General features: G+C 70.6%; 14 protein-coding genes and 2 pseudogenes. All 16 read left to right on the forward strand.

Annotated elements, in window-relative coordinates:
* Positions 1-401, forward strand: a pseudogene (locus tag AC08OQ_RS07090) (hypothetical protein); the annotation flags it as partial.
* A gap of 338 nt (positions 402-739) precedes the next feature.
* Positions 740-2,056 (forward strand): phosphoribosylamine--glycine ligase, encoded by a 1,317-nt coding sequence (purD, locus tag AC08OQ_RS07095; RefSeq protein WP_476600484.1) that lies wholly within the window; start codon positions 740-742, stop codon positions 2,054-2,056.
* Between the two features lie 3 nt (positions 2,057-2,059).
* Positions 2,060-2,584, forward strand: coding sequence for a 5-(carboxyamino)imidazole ribonucleotide mutase (purE, locus tag AC08OQ_RS07100; protein WP_462186408.1), 525 nt, complete (start codon positions 2,060-2,062; stop codon positions 2,582-2,584).
* Positions 2,581-3,888 (forward strand): adenylosuccinate lyase, encoded by a 1,308-nt coding sequence (purB, locus tag AC08OQ_RS07105; RefSeq protein WP_476600489.1) that lies wholly within the window; start codon positions 2,581-2,583, stop codon positions 3,886-3,888. The genes purE and purB overlap by 4 nt, the downstream gene beginning before the upstream one ends.
* 99 nt (positions 3,889-3,987) lie before the next feature.
* Positions 3,988-4,899, forward strand: coding sequence for a phosphoribosylaminoimidazolesuccinocarboxamide synthase (locus tag AC08OQ_RS07110; RefSeq protein ID WP_462186410.1), 912 nt, complete (start codon positions 3,988-3,990; stop codon positions 4,897-4,899).
* Positions 4,900-5,006: 107 nt separating this feature from the next.
* Positions 5,007-5,408: a hypothetical protein gene (locus tag AC08OQ_RS07115; protein ID WP_476600491.1), complete on the forward strand. Its 402-nt coding sequence runs from the start codon at positions 5,007-5,009 to the stop codon at positions 5,406-5,408.
* Between the two features lie 200 nt (positions 5,409-5,608).
* Entirely contained in the window at positions 5,609-6,769 is a 1,161-nt protein-coding gene (panC, locus tag AC08OQ_RS07120; RefSeq protein WP_476600493.1) for a pantoate--beta-alanine ligase, read from the forward strand.
* A gap of 2 nt (positions 6,770-6,771) precedes the next feature.
* The gene (gene panD / locus AC08OQ_RS07125; RefSeq protein ID WP_476600495.1) at positions 6,772-7,242 is read left to right on the forward strand and encodes an aspartate 1-decarboxylase; all 471 of its coding nucleotides are present in this window, start codon (positions 6,772-6,774) and stop codon (positions 7,240-7,242) included.
* Positions 7,239-8,951 (forward strand): L-aspartate oxidase, encoded by a 1,713-nt coding sequence (locus AC08OQ_RS07130; RefSeq protein WP_476600497.1) that lies wholly within the window; start codon positions 7,239-7,241, stop codon positions 8,949-8,951. The genes panD and AC08OQ_RS07130 overlap by 4 nt, the downstream gene beginning before the upstream one ends.
* Positions 8,948-9,961: a carboxylating nicotinate-nucleotide diphosphorylase gene (nadC, locus tag AC08OQ_RS07135; protein ID WP_476600499.1), complete on the forward strand. Its 1,014-nt coding sequence runs from the start codon at positions 8,948-8,950 to the stop codon at positions 9,959-9,961. The genes AC08OQ_RS07130 and nadC overlap by 4 nt, the downstream gene beginning before the upstream one ends.
* On the forward strand, positions 9,961-10,713 hold the full coding sequence (locus AC08OQ_RS07140) for a type III pantothenate kinase (protein WP_476600501.1): 753 nt from the start codon (positions 9,961-9,963) through the stop codon (positions 10,711-10,713). Before nadC ends, AC08OQ_RS07140 begins: the two co-directional genes overlap by 1 nt.
* A 182-nt stretch (positions 10,714-10,895) precedes the next feature.
* On the forward strand, positions 10,896-11,813 hold the full coding sequence (locus tag AC08OQ_RS07145; protein ID WP_476604830.1) for an SGNH/GDSL hydrolase family protein: 918 nt from the start codon (positions 10,896-10,898) through the stop codon (positions 11,811-11,813).
* Between the two features lie 229 nt (positions 11,814-12,042).
* On the forward strand, positions 12,043-13,002 hold the full coding sequence (locus AC08OQ_RS07150; protein WP_462202848.1) for a (2Fe-2S)-binding protein: 960 nt from the start codon (positions 12,043-12,045) through the stop codon (positions 13,000-13,002).
* Positions 13,003-13,501: 499 nt separating this feature from the next.
* On the forward strand, positions 13,502-16,006 hold the full coding sequence (locus tag AC08OQ_RS07155) for an ATP-dependent Clp protease ATP-binding subunit (protein WP_476611957.1): 2,505 nt from the start codon (positions 13,502-13,504) through the stop codon (positions 16,004-16,006).
* Positions 16,007-16,351: 345 nt separating this feature from the next.
* Positions 16,352-17,818: a purple acid phosphatase family protein gene (locus AC08OQ_RS07160; protein WP_476601893.1), complete on the forward strand. Its 1,467-nt coding sequence runs from the start codon at positions 16,352-16,354 to the stop codon at positions 17,816-17,818.
* Between the two features lie 944 nt (positions 17,819-18,762).
* A pseudogene (locus tag AC08OQ_RS07165) lies at positions 18,763-20,367 on the forward strand (hypothetical protein); the annotation flags it as partial.

A 20,367-nucleotide genomic window follows, 5' to 3' on the forward strand; every position in this document is an offset into this window, starting at 1 on the left:
CGCCGGACCTGAGCGAGGGCGGGGCGACACGGGCGGCCACGGACCCGGCAGCCCGGGCAGATCGGGCGGACCCGGGCGAGGCGGCCGTCGACCCCGGTCGCCGCCGGCGTTGGCCGGGACGGCGGGAACGGCTGCAGGCGTGGCCGCTGCTGTACTGGCGCTGCGAGAACTTCCCGGCCGCAGGGCGGTCGCTGCACCTGTTCGTCGAACCGGGTGGGCGCGCCTTCGAGGGCCGCGACGATCCCGCCCCGCTGACCGTGCTCGGCCGGGAGGTCCGGGTCTGGCCGGTCGACGCCGCCGCCATCGTCGCGGGCATGGCCGAGGTGGACGCACGCCGCTGCGCGCTGCACCTGGTGCACGGCATGGCCCACCTGCTCTGGCGGTCGGGCGTCGGGCTGTAGCCGCTCAGCGCGGATCGTCCCGGGTGACCGGCCGGGAGTCACCGGCACCGACCGGGCACGACGCGCACGATGATCAGCACACCCGCTACTGTGGAACTGTGACCCGACCGAACTGCGACGACGCGATGCCCCAGGCGGGGTTCGCCGGTTCGCGACGGCACCCGCGCCCGGTCCGGATCTCCGTCCCGGCGCCGCGCGCCGGGGACAACCGGTGACGGCCTCCACCGACCCCCACGTCCCCCGCGCACGGCCGTGGCGGCGACGCGGCCCGGTCCGCCGGCATTACCGGGAATCCGCCGCCGCGCACCGGGCCGCTGCTTGCGTCGCGAGGTGAACTGATGAAGGTTCTTGTTGTCGGCTCCGGCGGCCGTGAACACGCGCTGTGCCGGGCGCTCGCCCGCGATCCCCGGGTCGGCTCGCTGATCTGCGCGCCCGGAAACGCCGGGACCGCCGAGCTCGCCGATCCCCGCCCGCTCGCCGTCGCCGACCCGGACGCCGTCGCCGACCTTGCCGAGGCGGTCGGCGCGGACCTCACCGTTATCGGTCCGGAGATGCCGTTGGTAGCCGGGGCCGCCGACGAGCTACGCGCCCGCGGCCTCGCGGTCTTCGGCCCGAGCGCGGCCGCGGCCCGGCTAGAGGGCAGCAAGGCGTTCGCCAAGGAGGTCATGCGCGCCGCCGGGGTGCCCACGGCGGCCTCTCGCGACCACACCGAGATCGAGCCCGCCCTGGCCGACCTGGACGTCTTCGGCCCGCCGTACGTGGTGAAGTACGACGGGCTCGCCGCCGGCAAGGGCGTCACGGTAACCGAGGATCGCGACGCGGCCGTCGCCGCGGTCCGCGCGAGCCTGCGCGGACCGGACGACCGGGTTGTCCTCGAGGAGTACCTCGACGGGCCCGAGGTCTCCCTGTTCGCCGTGGTGACCGAGTCCGGCGCGGTCCTCCCGCTGCTGCCGGCGCAGGACCACAAACGGGTCGGCGACGGCGACACCGGCCCGAACACCGGGGGGATGGGCGCGTACACCCCGCTGCCCTGGGCCTCGCACGGCCTGCCGGCGGAGATCGTCGCCACGGTGATCCGGCCGACAGTGGCCGAGATGGCCCGGCGCGGCACCCCGTTCACCGGCCTGCTCTACGCCGGGCTCGCGCTGACCACCCGCGGCCCGCGGGTAGTGGAGTTCAACGTGCGCTTCGGTGACCCCGAGGTGCAGGCCATCCTCGCCCTGCTCACGACGCCGTTGACGGACGTGCTCTCCGGCCGGCGGGCACCGGTGTGGCGCTCCGGCGCGGCGATCAGCGTCGTCGTCGCCGCGCACGGCTATCCGGCAGCACCCAGGCTCGGCGACCCGATCCGCGGGCTCGCCGCCGCCGGTGCACTGGCCGGCGTCGACGTCCTGCACGCCGGTACCCGGAGGGAGCCGGATGGCCGGGTCGTCTCGGCCGGCGGCCGTGTGCTGTCCGTTACGGCCATCGGCTCCAACCTGGAGTCCGCGCGAGGATCGGCCTACGAGGCTGTCAGCCGCATCTCGCTGCCCGGCGCCCATTACCGCACCGACATCGGAGATCCGTCCCGGATGCGCCACGCGGCCGACGTCCGTCGAGCGGACGTCGCGTCCGGCGAGGATCCCGCAAGACATAGAAAGAAAAAGAAGGAGTAGACCGTGTCGCAGAGCACCCCCGGGCCGGGCCATCCCCAGGTGGCGATCGTCTTCGGATCACCGTCGGACACCCAGACCATGAGCAAGGCCGGCGCCACCCTGGAACGCTTCGGTGTGCCCTACGAGCAGGTGTCGCTGTCGGCGCACCGCGCGCCGCGCACCCTCGCCGACTACGTGGGTCAGCTGCGGGCCCGCGACATCTCGGTGGTCATCGCCGGGGCAGGCCTGGCCGCTGCGCTGCCCGGCACCATCGCGGCCCTCACCACGCTGCCGGTAATCGGCGTGCCGATCTCCGGCGGGGCGCTGGACGGCATGGACTCGCTGCTCGCCATCGTGCAGATGCCGCCGGGCGTCCCGGTCGCGACCGTGGGCCTGAACAACTCGACGAACGCGGCGATCCTGGCGATCCAGATCCTGGCGCTGGCCGATCCCGATCTGGGGCTGAAGCTGGCCGCGTTCAAGGACGAGTTCGAGCAGGCCGCGGCGGACGGGCTGAGCGCGGCGGCCGCGGCCGGCAGCCAGTCATGATCGGCCGTTACACCCTGGCGGAGATGGGCCGGGTGTGGTCGGAGGCGCACAAGTACGAGCTGTGGTGTCGCGTCGAGGTGCTGGTCATGGAGGCGCACGCCGCCGCGGGCCGCATCCCCGCCGATTCCGTCGAGCCGGTCCGGGCCGCCCCCGCTCCGACGCCCGAGGCCGTTGCCGAGGTGGAGGCCGTCACCCAGCATGACGTCATCGCCTTCCTGACCGCTTGGGCCGACCGCACCGAACCCCGGTCCGCCGCTGCCTACGCGCACTTCGGCATGACCTCCTCAGACCTGCTCGACACGGCGCTCGCGCTGCAGCTGGTCGAGTCGACCGACCTGCTGCTCGCCCGGGCGGACACCCTCGTCGCCGCGCTGCGCGACCTCGGCCTAGCCCACCGGAACACCCTGCGGGTCGGCCGGACGCACGGCATCCACGGCGAGCCGACGGTGTTCGGGCACCGCGTCGCGGACCTGGCGTTCGGGCTCGCCCGCTGCCGCGACCGGCTGCGCGCGGCCCGCGCGGACGTGGCCGTCGCCAAGATCTCCGGCGCGGTCGGGACGTACTCCAACATCGGCCCCGACGTCGAGGCCTATGTGGCCGACAAGCTGGGCCTCACCGCGGCCCCGGTGGCCACCCAGGTCGTGCTGCGCGACGGCATCGCCTCCTGGGTCGCGGCGCTGGCCGGGCTCGCGACCGTCTGCGAGGCGGTCGCCCTGGAGGTCCGGCACGGCCAGCGCACGGAGGTCCGGGAGCTGTCCGAGCCGTTCGGCTCCGGGCAGAAGGGCTCCTCCGCGATGCCCCACAAGAAGAACCCGATCATGTCGGAGCGCATCGCCGGGCTCGCCCGGATCGTCCGGGCGCAGTACGTCCCGGTGCTGGAGGGCGTCCCGCTGTGGCACGAGCGCGACATCTCCCACTCCTCCACCGAGCGCATCGCGCTGCCGGACGCCGCCACCGGCGTCGACTACCTGCTGCACCTGACGACCCGGCTGGTCACCGGGCTGGTCGTGGACACCGCACGGATGCGGGCGAACCTCGATGCCACGGGCGGGCTGGTCTACACCTCGGCGGTGCTGCTCGAACTCGTCGAGACGGGGCTGTCCCGCGAGGACGCCTACGCCGTCACCCAGGCGGCGGCGATGGAGACCTGGCAGACCGGCGTGCCGTTCCGGGAGACGCTGCGCAAGCACGCCGGCGACCGCGGCCTGGCCCTGGACGAGGCCAGGCTCGACGAGGTGAGCCGGCCCGAGCGCTACACCAAGCGCCTCGGCCCGGTCTTCGACGCCTTGACGGCCCTCACCTGACCCGCGCGCCCCCGCGCCTGACCCGCCGCACAGCGGCGCAGGCATGGCGCGGGACCCCGCCCCGCAGGTGCTGTTGTTCTCCCTGGGTACGGTCGGTGTATGCCGCTGACACATGAGGAGTTCGCCGGGCTCACCCACCTGGGTTCGGGCAAGGTCCGGGAGCTGTTCGCGGTCGGGGACGACGCCGTGCTGCTGGTCGCCAGCGACCGCATCTCGGCGTTCGACGTGGTCCTACCGACCGAAATTCCCGACAAGGGAGCCGTTCTCACCGGGCTTTCGCTGTGGTGGTTCGACCAGCTCGCCGACCTGGTCCCGTCCCACGTCGTCAGTTCGAACGCCGATGAGTACCCGGCCGAGCTCGCTCCGTATAGGGAGCAGCTGCGCGGCCGGTCGATGCTGTGCCGACGCCTGAACATGGTGCAGATCGAGTGCGTCGCCCGTGGTTATCTGACCGGCAGCGGGCTGAAGGACTACCAGCGCACCGGCGCGGTCAGCGGGCATCCCCTGCCCACCGGGCTGGTGGACGGCAGCAAGCTGCCGGCACCGATCTACACGCCGTCCACGAAGGCGCCGATCGGTGAGCACGACGAGAACATCAGTCGGGCCGACGCGGCCGGCCGGATCGGCACCGAGCTCGCCGCCGAGCTCGAGCGGCTGACCCTGCAGATCTTCGGCCGGGCCAGTGTCCTCGCAGCCGAGCGCGGCATCCTGCTCGCTGACACCAAGTTCGAGTTCGGTCATGACACCCAGGGCACGCTGCGGCTCGCCGACGAGGTCCTGACCCCGGACTCGTCCCGGTTCTGGCCGGAGGACACCTGGCGGCCCGGAGCCTCCCAGCCGTCCTTCGACAAGCAGTACATCCGCGACTATCTGACGAGTACCGGCTGGGACAGGACCGCGCCGGGGCCGGAGCTGCCCGCGGACGTCGTCGAGGCGACCCAGGCCCGTTACGTGGAGGCCTACGAGCGACTGACCGGCATCTCCTTCAAGGACTACCTGTCCACCGCCTGACCGCGCTCACACCGCGAACAGCACGAGAAGTTATCTTCTGGATACTATAAGTTCATCTTAGGTTCTCTCCTAGAAGGAGATCGAGATATCGAGAGAGGTGAGCTGCCATGGCCACGAAGACGGACACTCCGCCACGGGCACGGCCACAGCCGCACCGGGAGGACACGGACACCTCTGCCCCTGAGCGGGACCAGCAGCAGCCGGCCCCGCCCACGGGCCCCAAGCGGTCGCCGGGCACATACACCTTCACGGTCCGGCTACCGCTGCTCACGTCGCGGTTCGAGGTTGGACGAGGTACGAGCACGCAGTGGCCGTCGCTGGGCAAGGGCACCTACTACCTGGGGCTCGGCGGGCTCGCCGCGGCCTCGATCATCGAATGGCCGGTCGCGGCGGCGATCGCCGCCGGCACCTACGTCGCGCAGCACACCCGTCCAGGAGCCTCCACGCCCTCTTCCCCCCAGGAGGCCGAGGCCCCTGAGCGGGCCGAGCCCGCGCACACCGGGGCCTGAACTCCGGTGGGCTCGCCGCCCCAGCGAAGTATCATATAACGCCACAAAACAACAAATTGCACCTTCCGGAGTGAGCAGAGGGCTTCGTTCGGGACGATCGCCCGAACGAAGCCCAGCTCACAGAGGAGGGCAGCAACCATTGCAGCCGAGTTACAGTTGCCAACGACGTCCGGTACCCCATCCGAGGACTGGAACGGATCATGACTGCTGTTTTCTCCACCACGCCCGACCGCCCATCGACGGGATCCCGCGATCAGGCGGCCACCGCCACGGCCCCCTCCGCTAGGAGCATTGCCCCCTCCGTCCGGCCCAGCACGCTCCCCGGCTCGGGCAGTCCCGTCCTGGCCAGAGACCGGGCCGAGCTGCGCGCCGCGCTCGCCGCGCTCGACCGGCAGGCCACCATCGCCCGGCAGAGTGAGGCCGGTCTGCCTGCGCCGGACGACGCGCCCGCGCGGGCGGCAGCCGGGCACGCGCGCCCGACCCACGCGCGCCCGACCAGGGCCGTCGTCATGACAATGGGAGCGCTGCACGAGGGCCACGCCTCGCTGCTGCGCGCCGCCCGGGCCCAGGCGGACCAGGTGGTTGCCACGATCTACGTTAATCCGCTGCAATTCGGCGCGGGTGAGGATCTCGACCGGTACCCGTGCACCCTGGCCGCCGATCTCGACGTGTGCGCGCGGGAGGGGGTCGACCTCGTCTTCGCCCCCCGGATGATCCACGACTCGCCGCCGCTCGTCCGGTTGCAGGCCGGGCCGCTCGGTGAGCTACTCGAAGGCGCAGCCCGTCCGGGCCATTTCGATGGGATGCTGACCCTGGTGGGGACCATGCTCCACCTGGTCCGTCCGGACCTGGCGTTCTTCGGGCGCAAGGACGCCCAGCAGCTGGTCTGCATCCGCCGGATGGTCGCGGACCTCGCCTTCGACGTCACCGTGATCGGTGTGGAGACCGTGCGCGAGCCCGACGGCCTCGCGCTGTCGAGCCGGAACGTCTATCTGACCCCCGAGCAGCGGCGCAGCGCGCTCGCCCTGTCCCGGGCGCTCGCCGCCGGGGCCCGGGCCCAGGCGGGCGGGCAGGACGCCGTGCTCGCGACCGCGCGGAAGGTTCTGGCCGCCGCGGACGGGGTGGACGTGGACTACCTCGCCCTGGCCAGCCCCGACGATCTGCGTCCGATCCGGAGCGGTCCCACCCTGCTGCTCGTCGCTGCCCGGGTGGGCACCACCCGCCTGATCGACAACATCGACCTCGTCCTGCCTCCGGAATCCCCGGCGCCGGCCCCCACTGGGTCTCCGGCATCCGCCGGGTCTCCCGCCCTCACCCCCCGACCGGACCGTCCCGCCGACCGCGATCACCCGGGAGCCTGACCGTGTTGCGCACCATGCTCACCGCCAAGATCCACCGTGCCACGGTCACCCAGGCCGATCTGCACTATGTGGGCTCCGTGACGATCGACGCGGACCTGCTGGCCGCCGCCGACCTGCTGCCCGGCGAGCAGGTCACGATCGTCGACATCAACAACGGCGCCCGGCTGGAGACGTACGCCATCGCGGGACCGGCGGGAAGCGGGATCATCGGTATCAACGGTGCCGCGGCGCGCCTGGTCCAGCCGGGCGATCTGGTGATCATCATTGCGTACGGGCTCATGGACGACACCGAGGCGCGCCGGCACGTCCCGAAGGTGCTGTTCGTCGACGCGGCAAACCGGATCATCGGGCACGGCGACGACCCGGCCGAACCGCTCCCCGGCGACCCGTCGAGCCTGCGTGGCGACATCCCGATCGGCATCCCGGTACCTGCGGCCGCGGCGGCGGTCCGATCGGCCGTGGCTACGCAGTGACCGTGCTACCTTGCCGGCTCGGCGCGCCCCGCCCGGGATGGCTGCGCGCCGCGGACGTCGTCGTCATCGGTTCGGGCATCGCCGGGCTCACGACGGTCCTGCACCTGCGCCGGGCGCTGCCCGCCGCCCGGGTGCTGCTGGTGACCAAGGCACGCCTCGACGCCGGGTCGACCCGGTGGGCGCAGGGTGGGATCGCCGCCGCGCTCGCCGCGGAGGACTCGCCCGAAGATCATCTCTCCGACACCCTGGTCGCCGGCGTCGGGCTGTGCGACGAGGACGCAGCCCGAGTACTGGTCCGCGACGGACCGGCGCGGGTACGTGAGCTCGCCGAGCTCGGCGCCCGGTTCGATCGGACCACCGACGGCTCGTTCGCCCTCACCCGGGAGGGCGGCCATCTACGCAACCGCATCATCCATGCGGGTGGGGACGCCACCGGCCTGGAGGTGGAACGCGCCCTGATCACCGCCGTCCGGGCGGATGAGAGCGTCGAGGTCATCGAACACGCACTGGTCCTCGACCTGCTGCTCGACTCCGACAGTCGGGCCGCCGGCGCCACCCTGCACGTGCTGGGGGAGGGCAGCCGGGACGGCGTCGGCGCGGTGACGGCGGGCGCGGTGGTCCTGGCGACCGGCGGGATGGGGCAGATCTTCGCGTCGACGACCAATCCCGGCGTCTCCACCGGGGACGGGGTGGCGCTGGCTCTGCGCGCGGGCGCCGTCGTCGCGGACCTGGAGTTCGTCCAGTTCCACCCGACCGCCCTGTGGCTGCCCCCGTCCAGGCCGGGCGCCGTCGCCGACCTGCTCGGGGGCCAGCAGCCGCTGGTCAGCGAGGCCATGCGGGGGGAGGGTGCCGTTCTCGTCGACGCGGCCGGCGAGCGGGTGATGGCGGGCGTCCACCGGCTGGCCGACCTCGCGCCGCGCGACGTCGTCGCCAAGCAGATGTCGCGGGTCATGGCGGCCCAGGGGGTCGATCACCTGTTCCTGGACGCCCGGAGGCTGGGCGCGGCGACCATCGAGCGGCGGTTCCCCTCGATCACCGCGCGCTGCCGGTCCGCCGGCATCGATCCGGTCGCCAGGCCGATCCCCGTCGCGCCGGCCGCCCACTACGCCAGCGGCGGAGTGCGCACGGACCTGTGGGGCCGCACGAGCGTGGCCGGCCTGTACGCCTGCGGGGAGGTGGCCTGCACAGGGGTGCACGGCGCCAACCGGCTCGCGTCGAACAGCCTGCTGGAGGGGCTGGTCTTCGCCGCACGCATCGCGGAGCACCTAGCCGGCACCGCGCCCGGCGGCCGGCACGGCGGCCAGCGCGGCGCCGCCATCCCCGCCGCGCCGGTGGTCGGTCGCGGCAGTGGTCTGACCGACCCCGCCGAACGCGCGGAGCTCGCGCGCGCGATGACCGACGGTGCCGGGGTGCTGCGCAGCGCGGACAGCCTGCGGGCGACGGCGAAGGTACTGGCCGGTCTCGGGGACCTGCGGGTCAGCGGGGCGACGGTCACGGCCGGGCCGCCGGCCTGGGAGATGACCAACCTGCGCACGGTTGCGACGGCCCTCGCCGCCGCCGCCGCCATCCGGACGGAGACCCGCGGGTCCCATTGGCGGGAGGACTTCGGTGAGCGGGACGACGAACACTGGCTCGGCCGGATCCTCACCCGGCTCGATCCAGAAGGGGAACTGATCGTGGACGTCGAGCCCATGCGCGGCTCGCGGTGAGCGGTTCCGCCGGCGTGCCCGGCGGACGGCTCTCGCCCGCCACCCGCAGTGCCCTCGCCTCGGCCGGCCTCGACCCGGACGGGGTGGTGGCCCTGGTCGGCCGCGCGCTCGTGGAGGACCTCCCGGTCTGGGAGGAGAACGAGGTGACCGGCCAGATCGGCGCGGTCGACGCGACCTCCGAGGCGACGGTCGACCCCGCCCTCGTCGGGCACGGCGCCATCGTCTCGCGGGCCGCGGGCGTCGTCGCCGGCCTGCCGGTCGCCGCCGCCGTCTTCGAAAGCCTGCTCGGGCCGGCCGCGACCGTCACCCTGACCGCTCGCGACGGCGACCCTGTCCCGCCGGGCACCACGGTGGCCTACGTCAACGGGCCGGTCCGCGGCCTGCTCACCGCCGAACGCACCGCGCTGAACCTGCTGTGCCACCTGTCCGGGATCGCCACCCTGACGCGGGCCTGGGTCGACGCGGTCACCGGCACCGGTGCGGTGATCCGCGACACCCGCAAGACGCTACCCGGCCTGCGCGCGCTGGAGAAGTACGCGGTGCGCTGCGGGGGCGGGGTGAACCACCGCATGTCGCTGACGGACGCAGCCCTGATCAAGGACAACCACGTGGTCGCGGCGGGTGGCGTGGCGGCGGCGTTCGCCGCGGTGCAGGCCCGGTTCCCCGGGCTGCCCGTCGAGGTCGAATGCGACACCGTCGACCAGGTCGCGGAGGCCGTCGATGCCGGATGTGATCTCATCCTCTGCGACAATATGTCGCTGGCGGACCTGCGGACCGCGGTCCAGCTCGCCCGTCCGGCCGGGGTGCGGCTCGAGGCAAGCGGCGGCCTGACCCTGCGAACGGCGGCGGCGGTGGCAGCCGTCGGCGTCGACTATCTCGCCGTCGGCGCCCTGACCCATTCGGCGCCCGCTCTCGACCTCGGCCTCGATCTCGCCCTGGATCCCGATCATCGCCCGGGATCGGCCACCGCGGGCCCACCGATCGAGGGTCTGATCGTGGAGGAATCCTGATGCTGCTCGCCATCGACGTCGGTAACACCAACACCGTCGTCGGCGTGTTCGAGGGTGAACACCTCGCCGGCTCCTGGCGGGTGCGCACCGACCCGCAGGCGACCGCGGACGAACTGGTGCTGCTCTACCGCGGCCTGCTCGGCGAGTACAAGGTCACCGGTGTCTCGATCTGCTCGACCGTTCCCGCCGCGCTTCGAGCCCTGCGCCGGATGGCGGTCCGGGCCTTTCACGACATTCCGGTCGTCATCGTCGAACCGGGGACGCGGACCGGGGTTCCCATCCTCATCGACAATCCGAAGGAAGCCGGCGCGGACCGCATCATGAACACGCTCGCCGCGCACCACCTCTACGGCGGGCCGGCGATCGTCGTCGACTTCGGCACCTCGACGAACCTGGACATCGTCTCGGCACGCGGCGAGTTCATCGGCGGAATCTTCGCACCGGGCATCGAGATCGCGCTGGACGCACTCGCGTCCCGGGCGGCCCAGCTCCGTAAGGTGGAACTGGTCGCGCCACGTTCCGTCATCGGCAAGAGCACGGTCGAGGCACTCCAGTCCGGCATGATCTACGGCGTCGCCGGTCAGGTGGACGGCCTGGTACGCCGCATCCGGGCCGAGCTCGGGACGGATGCGGTGACGATCGCCACCGGGGGTCTCGCGTCCGTGGTCATCAAGGAAAGTGAGACCCTTGACCGCCACGAGCCCCATCTGACACTCATCGGCCTGCGTCTCGTCTTCGAGAAGAATATCTGATCCGATCCCGACCGGGCTCGTTCAGGCTCGTTCGGGCTGCATTACGGCGACCAGGATAATTACGACGATCGCGCATCTCCGGGGCTTCGACCGGTCCAGCGGATTAGGCAACCGACTCTGCCGAGCGACAGCCGCCGGGTTCGACGGACCGTCCTCCCGCGACTCGGTTACGATTCCGTGCCATGCGGGACCGAAGCTCGGGAACACAGCCCGGCGTATCGTCACATCCCGGCAGCGGATACTTCACTCATCCCTTTCTTGTCACCGCGATGGCAGCATTCCTGTTCGCCGCGGTTCCGATTACGTACGGTTGGGGTGATCCGGCTTCGGCCGGTCCGCAGCCCCGTACCCTGGCCGTGCTGGGCGACTCCTACTCCTCGGGGGAGGGCAATCCTCCCTTCGACTCGCTGGCCCCCCAGTGCCGGCGGAGCAGCCAGGCCTGGCCACGACTGCTGGGCGGTATGGGATCGGGGGTCACCGTCTCGCTGTTCGCCGCGTGTTCCGGAGCCACCACCGGCGCCCTACACGAGTCGTTCAAGGGCGAGAAACCCCAGCTGGCCCAGCTACGTGCACTGGGCCGGGCCCCAGACGTCGTCACCATCACCATCGGCGGCAACGATGCCGGATTCGGCAAAGTCATCTTCAGTTGTTATGCGTGGAGATGCTTCTGGGATGGCAACGACCGCCGCGAGCGCGATCTTGTCACCAAGGAACTTCCGGGTGTCCTGAGCACCAACTACGCGGCGGTGAAGGCCGCCGCCCCGCATTCGCGGATCATCGTGGTCGGCTATCCCTACATATTTCCGGGCAACCAGCTCAACAACATCTGTACCTGGCTGACCAACAGGGAACGTCGACAGCTGACGAGGCTGAACAGACAGCTCGACCAGGTCATCAGAAAAGCCGCGTCGGATACGAGAGTGGAGTTCGTCTCGACGGATCGAGCGCTACGCGGTCACAAAATCTGCACACCGGACCCGTGGGTGGCTCCGGTCAATCTGTTCGGACCGACACGTGATCTGAGCGCGCACCCCACCATGCACGGGCAGCAGGCCATCGCCGAGGCCGTCCAGCGCCATCTCGCCACGGACAGCTGGTGACGCGGGCCGACCAGCCCGGCAACCGCGCGATGTCGACCCACCCATGATGCCGGCCCGATGACTCGTGGGCATAGCACTGATGGCGGCTCCAGTTGACGCCAGACATGAAGTTAGGCTTACTTAAAGTCATGCTCATGCTCACGCCACTCTGCGAGAGATCCTGCACCCTGGCACAGCTACGCCCGGCCCAGCCGCGGCACACCTCCCGGTCCCGGCAGTGAAGCGGTCGGTGAACGAACGCCGCACCGGCTCGGCGGCGTCCCCGGCGGCGCCTTCCAGGGAAGTAGTCCCCGAGGGGACGGCGCCGGAACTCTCCGGGGGTACCGTCCAGTGCGCCGAACCACCGTTCGAGGCAAGCCTGCGGGACCTCGCCGAGGTGCTGGAGCCGCGCGGTGTGCAGTTCGGGATGCCGGACGGCCCGAGCTGGGCCGACTGTGCCTTCCTGACCGGACCAGCAGGCGTGGCCGAGGCGCTGGCCCGGGTGGGCGCCGCACACGGCGCCAGCCCGGAGGTCGCCGCGAGCTACCTGGCGAACTGGTACTCGGCGAACGTCGCCGCCCCGGCCATCGCCTGTTTCGTCCTCCTGCACCGGGTGCCGGCCCTGACCCCGGCAACGATGTCCCTACGCGCCCTCGACGGCGGCTGGTTCGACCAGACCGCGTTCCACCGGCCGGCCATGACCGTCCTGGCGGATGACCCGATCGCGGGGGGCGCCACCGCCGGAGACGGGGTGAATGCCCGGATCGGCGTGGTCGGGGATGTGGTCGGGGACGTCGCCGCGTTGCGTAGTCGCCTGGTCGAGGAGGTGCTCGCGCATCTCCAACCGTTCGTCGAGGAGCTGCGGGGACGGGTCCGGCTCGGCCTTCCGGCGCTGTGGGGGGCGGTGGCCGCACAGTGCGCCCGCGCCTTCCTGCTGACCGAGCGCGCGACCGGCGATCCCCACCTCGGCCGAGTGGAGGCCGACGCCTTCTTCTCCCGGGCTACTCCCACCATGCGGGCCCGGCCCCGTTGGCACGAGTTCGTCCACCACGGCCGGCGGTACACCGGCATACGCCGTGGGTCGTGCTGCCTGGCCTACCGGCTTGGTGACGACTACTGCACCTCGTGTCCCTTTACCGGTGACCAGGATCGCGAGGAACGGCTGCGCGCCTGGGTCGACACGCAGGGCAACGGAGGACTTGCGGTCTGAGAATCACCCGAAGCACAGCCCGAGTATGCGCACGTAAAGTAGTTACTCACAAGATGCAAGCAAGATCTGTCGCTGAAACTCCCCAGGGCGGCGACAATGAGTAACATTGACAACGCAAAACGATATACATGTGAGTTGAATCACAACAAGATACACCTCCTCATCCACTACCGTCGGTAGCATCGGCGAGGAGGCTCACCGAAGTGGGACGCACCGCTTGACGCGTCCCACCTCACCGTACGCCCGACCGGAGACGTCGCGAAGCGGGCGGCGTCGTTCTGCTCTTGGCGGAACGACGTGACGGAGTCATGGCTGGTCGGCCACGGTTGCCTTAGACGTCTCCGCTGGTCGGACCGGTACTTGCGCCGGTCCGCCGCCCACGACGATGTGGACGGTGCCGGCGGGTAGGTTTCTGTTCGATGCGTGAGGACATGCCTCGGCGGAGCTAGCATGCGGATACCGGCTGTCGTGTGGTCGGTCGCAGCTCGAAGGAGCGCACATGTTCGAGAGATTCACCGACCGGGCACGTCGGGTCGTCGTCCTGGCCCAAGAAGAGGCCAGGATGCTCAACCACAACTACATCGGGACCGAGCACATCCTGCTCGGCCTGATCCACGAGGGCGAGGGCGTCGCCGCCAAGGCCCTCGAGTCCCTCGGCATCTCCCTTGAGGGTGTGCGGTCACAGGTCGAAGAGATCATCGGCCAGGGGCAGCAGGCACCGAGCGGGCACATCCCGTTCACGCCGCGCGCGAAGAAGGTCCTGGAGCTGTCGCTTCGGGAGGCGCTGCAGCTCGGTCACAACTACATCGGCACCGAGCACATCCTGTTGGGCCTGATCCGCGAGGGCGAGGGCGTCGCCGCTCAGGTGCTCGTCAAGCTGGGTGCGGACCTCAACCGGGTGCGCCAGCAGGTCATCCAGCTGCTGTCCGGTTACCAGGGCAAGGGCGAGACCGCCACGTCCGGCGCGCCCGCCGAGGGGACCCCGTCCACCTCCCTGGTGCTGGACCAGTTCGGCCGCAACCTCACCGCGGCGGCGCGCGAGTCCAAGCTCGACCCGGTCATCGGGCGCGAGAAGGAGATCGAGCGCGTCATGCAGGTGCTGTCGCGCCGGACCAAGAACAACCCGGTCCTGATCGGTGAACCCGGCGTCGGCAAGACCGCCGTGGTCGAGGGACTGGCGCAGGCGATCATCAAGGGCGAGGTGCCCGAGACCCTGAAGGACAAGCAGCTCTACACCCTCGACCTCGGCGCTCTGGTCGCCGGTTCCCGCTACCGCGGTGACTTCGAGGAGCGGCTGAAGAAGGTCCTCAAGGAGATCCGGACCCGCGGCGACATCATCCTGTTCATCGACGAGCTGCACACACTGGTCGGCGCGGGCGCGGCCGAGGGTGCCATCGACGCGGCGTCGATCCTCAAGCCCATGCTCGCCCGCGGTGAGCTGCAGACCATCGGCGCGACTACGCTCGACGAGTACCGCAAGCACTTGGAGAAGGACGCCGCTCTCGAGCGGCGGTTCCAGCCGATCCAGGTCGCAGAGCCGTCAGTGGCGCACACGATCGAGATCCTCAAGGGGCTGCGGGACCGGTACGAGGCGCATCACCGGGTATCGATCACCGATGCCGCGCTGGTGGCGGCCGCCTCCCTGGCCGACCGTTACATCTCCGACCGGTTCCTGCCCGACAAGGCGATCGACCTGATCGACGAGGCGGGTTCGCGGATGCGCATCCGTCGGATGACCGCTCCGCCGGACCTGCGCGAGTTCGACGAGCGCATCGCCACCGTCCGCCGGGACAAGGAGTCCGCAATCGACGCGCAGGACTTCGAGAAGGCCGCGTCCCTGCGGGACAAGGAGAAGACCCTCCTCTCCGAGAAGGCGAAGCGGGAGAAGGAGTGGAAGGCCGGCGACATGGACGTCGTCGCCGAGGTGGGCGACGAGGAGATCGCCGAGGTGCTCGCCATCTGGACGGGCATCCCGGTCTTCAAGCTCACCGAGGAGGAGACCGCGCGCCTGCTGCGCATGGAGGACGAGCTACACAAGCGCGTCATCGGCCAGCAGCAGGCCATCAAGGCCGTCTCCCAGGCGATCCGGCGCACCCGTGCCGGGCTGAAGGACCCCAAGCGCCCCGGCGGTTCGTTCATCTTCGCCGGCCCGTCCGGTGTCGGTAAGACGGAGCTGTCCAAGACGCTCGCCGAGTTCCTCTTCGGTGACGAGGACGCGCTCATCCAGCTCGACATGTCCGAGTACATGGAGAAGCACACCGTCTCGCGGCTGGTGGGTTCCCCGCCCGGCTACGTCGGCTACGAGGAGGGCGGCCAACTCACCGAGCGGGTGCGGCGCAAGCCGTTCTCGGTGGTCCTGTTCGACGAGGTCGAGAAGGCGCACCCCGACGTCTTCAACACCCTCCTGCAGATCCTGGAGGACGGTCGGCTGACCGACTCCCAGGGCCGGCTGGTCGACTTCAAGAACACCGTTCTGATCATGACGTCGAACCTGGGCACCCGGGACATCTCCAAGGGCCCCGGCATCGGGTTCGCCACCGGTCAGGGCGCCGTCGACTACGAGCGGATGAAGGCGAAGGTTCAGGACGAGCTCAAGCAGCACTTCCGGCCCGAGTTCCTCAACCGGATCGACGACATCATCGTCTTCCACCAGCTGTCCGAGGCCGAGATCATCCAGATCGTCGATCTGATGCTGGCCCGGGTGGACGCCCAGCTCAAGAACAAGGACATGGCTCTCGAGCTGACGTCGGTCGCCAAGGCCCTGCTGGCGAAGAAGGGGTACGACCCGGTGCTGGGCGCCCGGCCACTGCGCCGGACGATCCAACGGGAGATCGAGGACGTGCTGTCCGAGAAGATCCTGTACGGCACGCTCAAGCCGGGCGAGATCGTCGTCGGGGACGTCGAAGGCGATGGTGACGAGGCGAAGTTCGTCTTCCGTGGCGAGGTGAAGCCGAACCAGGTGCCCGATGCCCCGCCGGTCGATCTGGCCAAGTCCAGCGAGTAGGCACTCGGGAAGTTCCGGCTGCCTCCCGGGAGGCGGCCGGTCCGGTGACCTCGCAATGGCCGGGCGTGATGGCCGGGCGTGATGGCCGGCCATCGCCGTCTCGGCCGCGTATCCGGGCTGGTCGCTCCAGAGTTGGAACACGTTCGTTCTCTCACACATCGCTCGGTCACACCGCTCAGTCGGCGACCGGTAACGGAATATGGGAAAATGTCAGCCACCGGATAACCACCTTGCCAGCCGGGGCACCTGGCGAGATCGGGTCCGGTTGCCGGCACAGCACAGGCACAACTTCATCGCCCCGAGGACGGTTCGGACTGCTGGTTCGGCGAACGGAGAGCTCCGCTGGTGACTGGTAGTCCCGACGTCGCGCTCGGCGTTCACCTGACCTTCGGCTCTGATCCCGCCACGTCCATGGTCGTCTCGTGGCTGACCCGAACTGCCGTCCCACGGCCCCAGGTACGGTTCGGCCCGGCGGATGGCGGGTCTACCGGCTCGGTGACCGCGCTCACCTGTTCCTACACGGACGCCCTGACGAACGAGGTGGTCTTCGCCCACCATGCGCACCTGTCCGGCCTCCTGCCGGCTACCGGCTACCGCTATGACGTGGGTCATGACGGGCGCTGGGGCCTGGCCCACGGGTCGTTCCGCACGGCTCCACGGCACCGGGCCGCCTTCAGCTTCACCTGCTTCGGCGACCAGGGCACCGACGAGCCGCATGACCCGTACGGCTCGGCCGCGTCACGCCACGTGGTGACCGGAGTGGAACGCCTCGCGCCGCTGTTCAACCTCGCGAACGGCGACCTGTCGTACGCCAACCAGCGCACAGATCCGGTTCGCGCCTGGTTCGACTGGTTCACGATGATCAGCTCCTCCGCCCGGTTCCGGCCGTGGATGCCCTGCAACGGCAACCATGAGACCGAGCGGGGCAACGGATCGCTGGGGCTAGCCGCCTACCAGGCCTACTTCGCCCTTCCCCAGCACGACGAGGAGGCCTACCTCGCCGGGCTCTGGTACGCGTTCACCGTCGGCAGCGTGCGGTTCGTCATGCTCAGCGCCGCCGACGTCTGCTATCAGGACAGCGGGCGGGTCTACCTCCATGGGTACACCGCCGGCCGGCAGACCTCCTGGTTGGAGCGGACCCTCAAACAGGCCCGCGCCGATTCCGGCATCGACTGGATCGTCGTCGGCATGCACCACGCCGCGGTGTCGACCGCGGCGGAGCACAACGGCGCCGACCTCGGTATCCGGGAGGAATGGCTGCCGTTGTTCGACACCTACGAGGTGGATCTGGTGCTCTGCGGCCACGAGCACCACTACGAGCGCACTCATCCGCTGCGCGGGGTCGTGCCGGACAGCGCGACCCGGACTCCCCGCCCGGTCCCCGATGCGACGACGCCCGCCCGGAAGACCGCTGACGGAGTGGGCGCCGCGGCTGTCGGCGGGGCCGGTGACCTGCTCGACACCTCGGCGGGCACCGTCCACCTGCTCGTGGGGACCGGAGGATCATCGTCGCCGTCCGCGCACGCACTGTTCGATCCACCCGCCTGCTGGGTCATCGTCGGCGTGCACGAACAGGATCCCGGCGGGTGGCATCGCCGATCGGCCCGGGCGAGGGAGGACGCGCCCTGGCTCGCCTTCCGGGCATCGGAGCATCCATACGCCTTCGCGGCTTTCGAGGTGGATCCAGGTGAACCGGGCGGCTCGACGAGCATCCGGGTGACCGTGTACGACTCCAGTGCACCGACGCCGGTCCCGTTCGACCGGTTCACCCTCGTCCGGCCACGCGCCGACGCGGCCGTGCCCACCACCTGACCGGCCACCCGACCGAGAAGCCGTCGGACGGTACGAAGCGGGCCGATTCTGATCGCCCTTCCAGCGAGACGTAGGTGTGTCCCCGAGGTGTTCTCCCCCGCACTACCGGGAGCTCAGGAATCGCGCCACGGCCATGACAACCTCGATCTCGGCCGAAGACCGTTCACCGATCGCATCGTGTGACGGTATTCAACGTCAGATCCGCCTCCCTCCGGATAGCGTCACTCGCCGTGAGATCCGTCGGATTATTGGCGCCGGAACCACCGGCCCCGCACCGATCAGCTCGATGGATCCCACCAATTCCGCGAACAAACCGCGCCCGCGGCGGCGGGCGCATCCGGAGCGATGAACGAGCCGAATAACATCACGTCAACACCTTGGCTACAACGGCGACCCACCATGCGAAAAAGGACGACCGCGGAAGTTCCCCGCGCACACGTAGACCGGCGGTACGGCAGCGGGCACTACAGAACTTCGTCGGGGGTACGACTTGGGCCCGGTTGCGATCCTTCCTCGGGCGGGAGCGACGGCACACCCCGCGGAAGGATCGCAACCGACGGGCCGACAGCGATCGCAAGGCCGATTTTTCAGGACTCCTCTGGACGTCTACCGGGTGCCAGGAATATTTTTCCGCCAGCACGCCATAATTCACCGGGACAGCACGATCAATGCCCGGCTGAGGGACCACCGTCTGGGGGGCGACCATTGGCTGAGAAGCAGCGAGCGGCCAGGGGGCTCCTGTCCTCATGCCCACCCGCTAGGACCAGGACTTTCGTGCGGGACCAACATTACGCGGCCCGGCATTACGGCCCCCGGAAGGAAGTATCACCGGCGGGTGCGAGCGGATTTGAAGACACCCGGGAAGGCGTCGCCGCCGGATCCGTCGTCCTCGGCGCTTGTCGCGGCTGGCGCGTTCAGCGACGCCGTCGGGCCCGGCGGAACGGGTGTCTACCGTGATCGATCATCTGGGGACGCCGAGGGCACGGTCCGGCTGGGCAGCGGAGGCGACGCGGCTCGACCAGATGATCTATTCCTGGTCGCGCCGGAGCAGGACGGGCGGCGAGAGTCACCTCCCGGCGGCAAGCTCCCTGGGCTCCACGGTGACCAGGTCCTGGAGCGGGCTTCTCGCCGGCGAGGTCGAGCTCGACGAGAGCCGGCTCCCCCACCCACCGTCGGCGCTCACCTACATCATCCGGTCTCCGGATCATCCCGAGACGCCGGACCATCTCACGGCGAGGGATCCGCGCCGCATCCCGGAAGCGGCGCTCGTGCACCGAATCCGGATCCCGGAACGCGGCGGCGAGAGCCGGGCCCGGCTGCGTGCCCACATCCTGATCGGCCGGGCGGACTATCTGACCGAACGGGTGAGGCTCGCGTTGTACGCGGCGGGTGGGGTCGTGGTGGGTAGCTCCCGCACCGTCCCGCGGCTGGCTCCCCTGCACCTGCGCGACCTCACCGCACGCCGACGGACGGGCGAGCGGGCCCTGCGCCAGTCGGCGCGCGGGGGGGTGCGGCGCGATCGGCTCGTCACGCTCATCGCGGCGGTACTGGCATGGTCGCGGGCCGAGCGTCCCTTCGTGGTGGCCCACACCGGTTCGGATGAGGCGCTCACGCTGATGTGGGCCCTGGTGGAGATCCTCGAAGGTGTTCTGCCCTACCGGCTGACCTTCTCCACGCATGCGACCGCCGTCCCCTCGGGCGCGCGGCACACCGACGAGCCAGGCCCGCGGTTCCTGTTCGTTCCGTTCGAACCGGCGTGTGCCGGCAACGGGGAGCCCGCCGCGATCCACGTGGATCCGCGGGGCGGGCCGGACGCTCCACCGATCATGGCCACCGCCGCCCGGCTGCTCGTGGACCTTTACGGCCGCGGTGGGATGCGGGGAATCGGCGATCTGCTGGCCCTGATCGGTGACGAGATGTTCGATCCGGGCCGGCCGGAGCCCTGGTGCCGGCAGGTGGTGGAGAACCGGGTCGGGAGGACCGCCGCGCCGCCGCCCGGCGGCGGCCTGGCCGCCCTCGCGGATACCGCGGATGCTCGGCGTACGGGCGTCCCGGGTACCGCGAGTGGTTCGGGTACCGCGAGTGGTTCGGGTACGTCGGGTCCCCCGGATCCGGCACCCCTCTCGACCACGACCGATGCCGTCGGCCTGGGACGCTCGACGGCCCCGGCAGCGCCGGGCGATCCGGCCTCGGCAGCGACGGCAGGCGCCGGATCGCTCGCCGTCCGCGAGCACCTCCGCGAACGGTACGAACGCCTGCGGGCTTCGAACTGGTCAAGCTCCGCCGAACAGGGCACGGCCGCGGACCCCGTGCGCCGTCTTTTCACCGCCATCATCGAACCGGTCGGTCTGCCGGCGGACCTGGCGAGTGCGGAGCGGCTACGCGGTCAGCTGCGCCGGGTCGCGGGGCTGCTGGCCGGCCCCGTCGCCGGCCCGGGCGGCGGGCTCGTGCCAGCGGCCCGGGCAGCGGACCCCGGGCCCCGGGCCCCGGGAACGGGTACACAAGGAGATCGTCGGCGGCATCCTGGGCCGGCTGTGGGAGGAGGAGCC

The sequence above is a fragment of the Frankia sp. CcCS3 genome, from assembly GCF_977927575.1.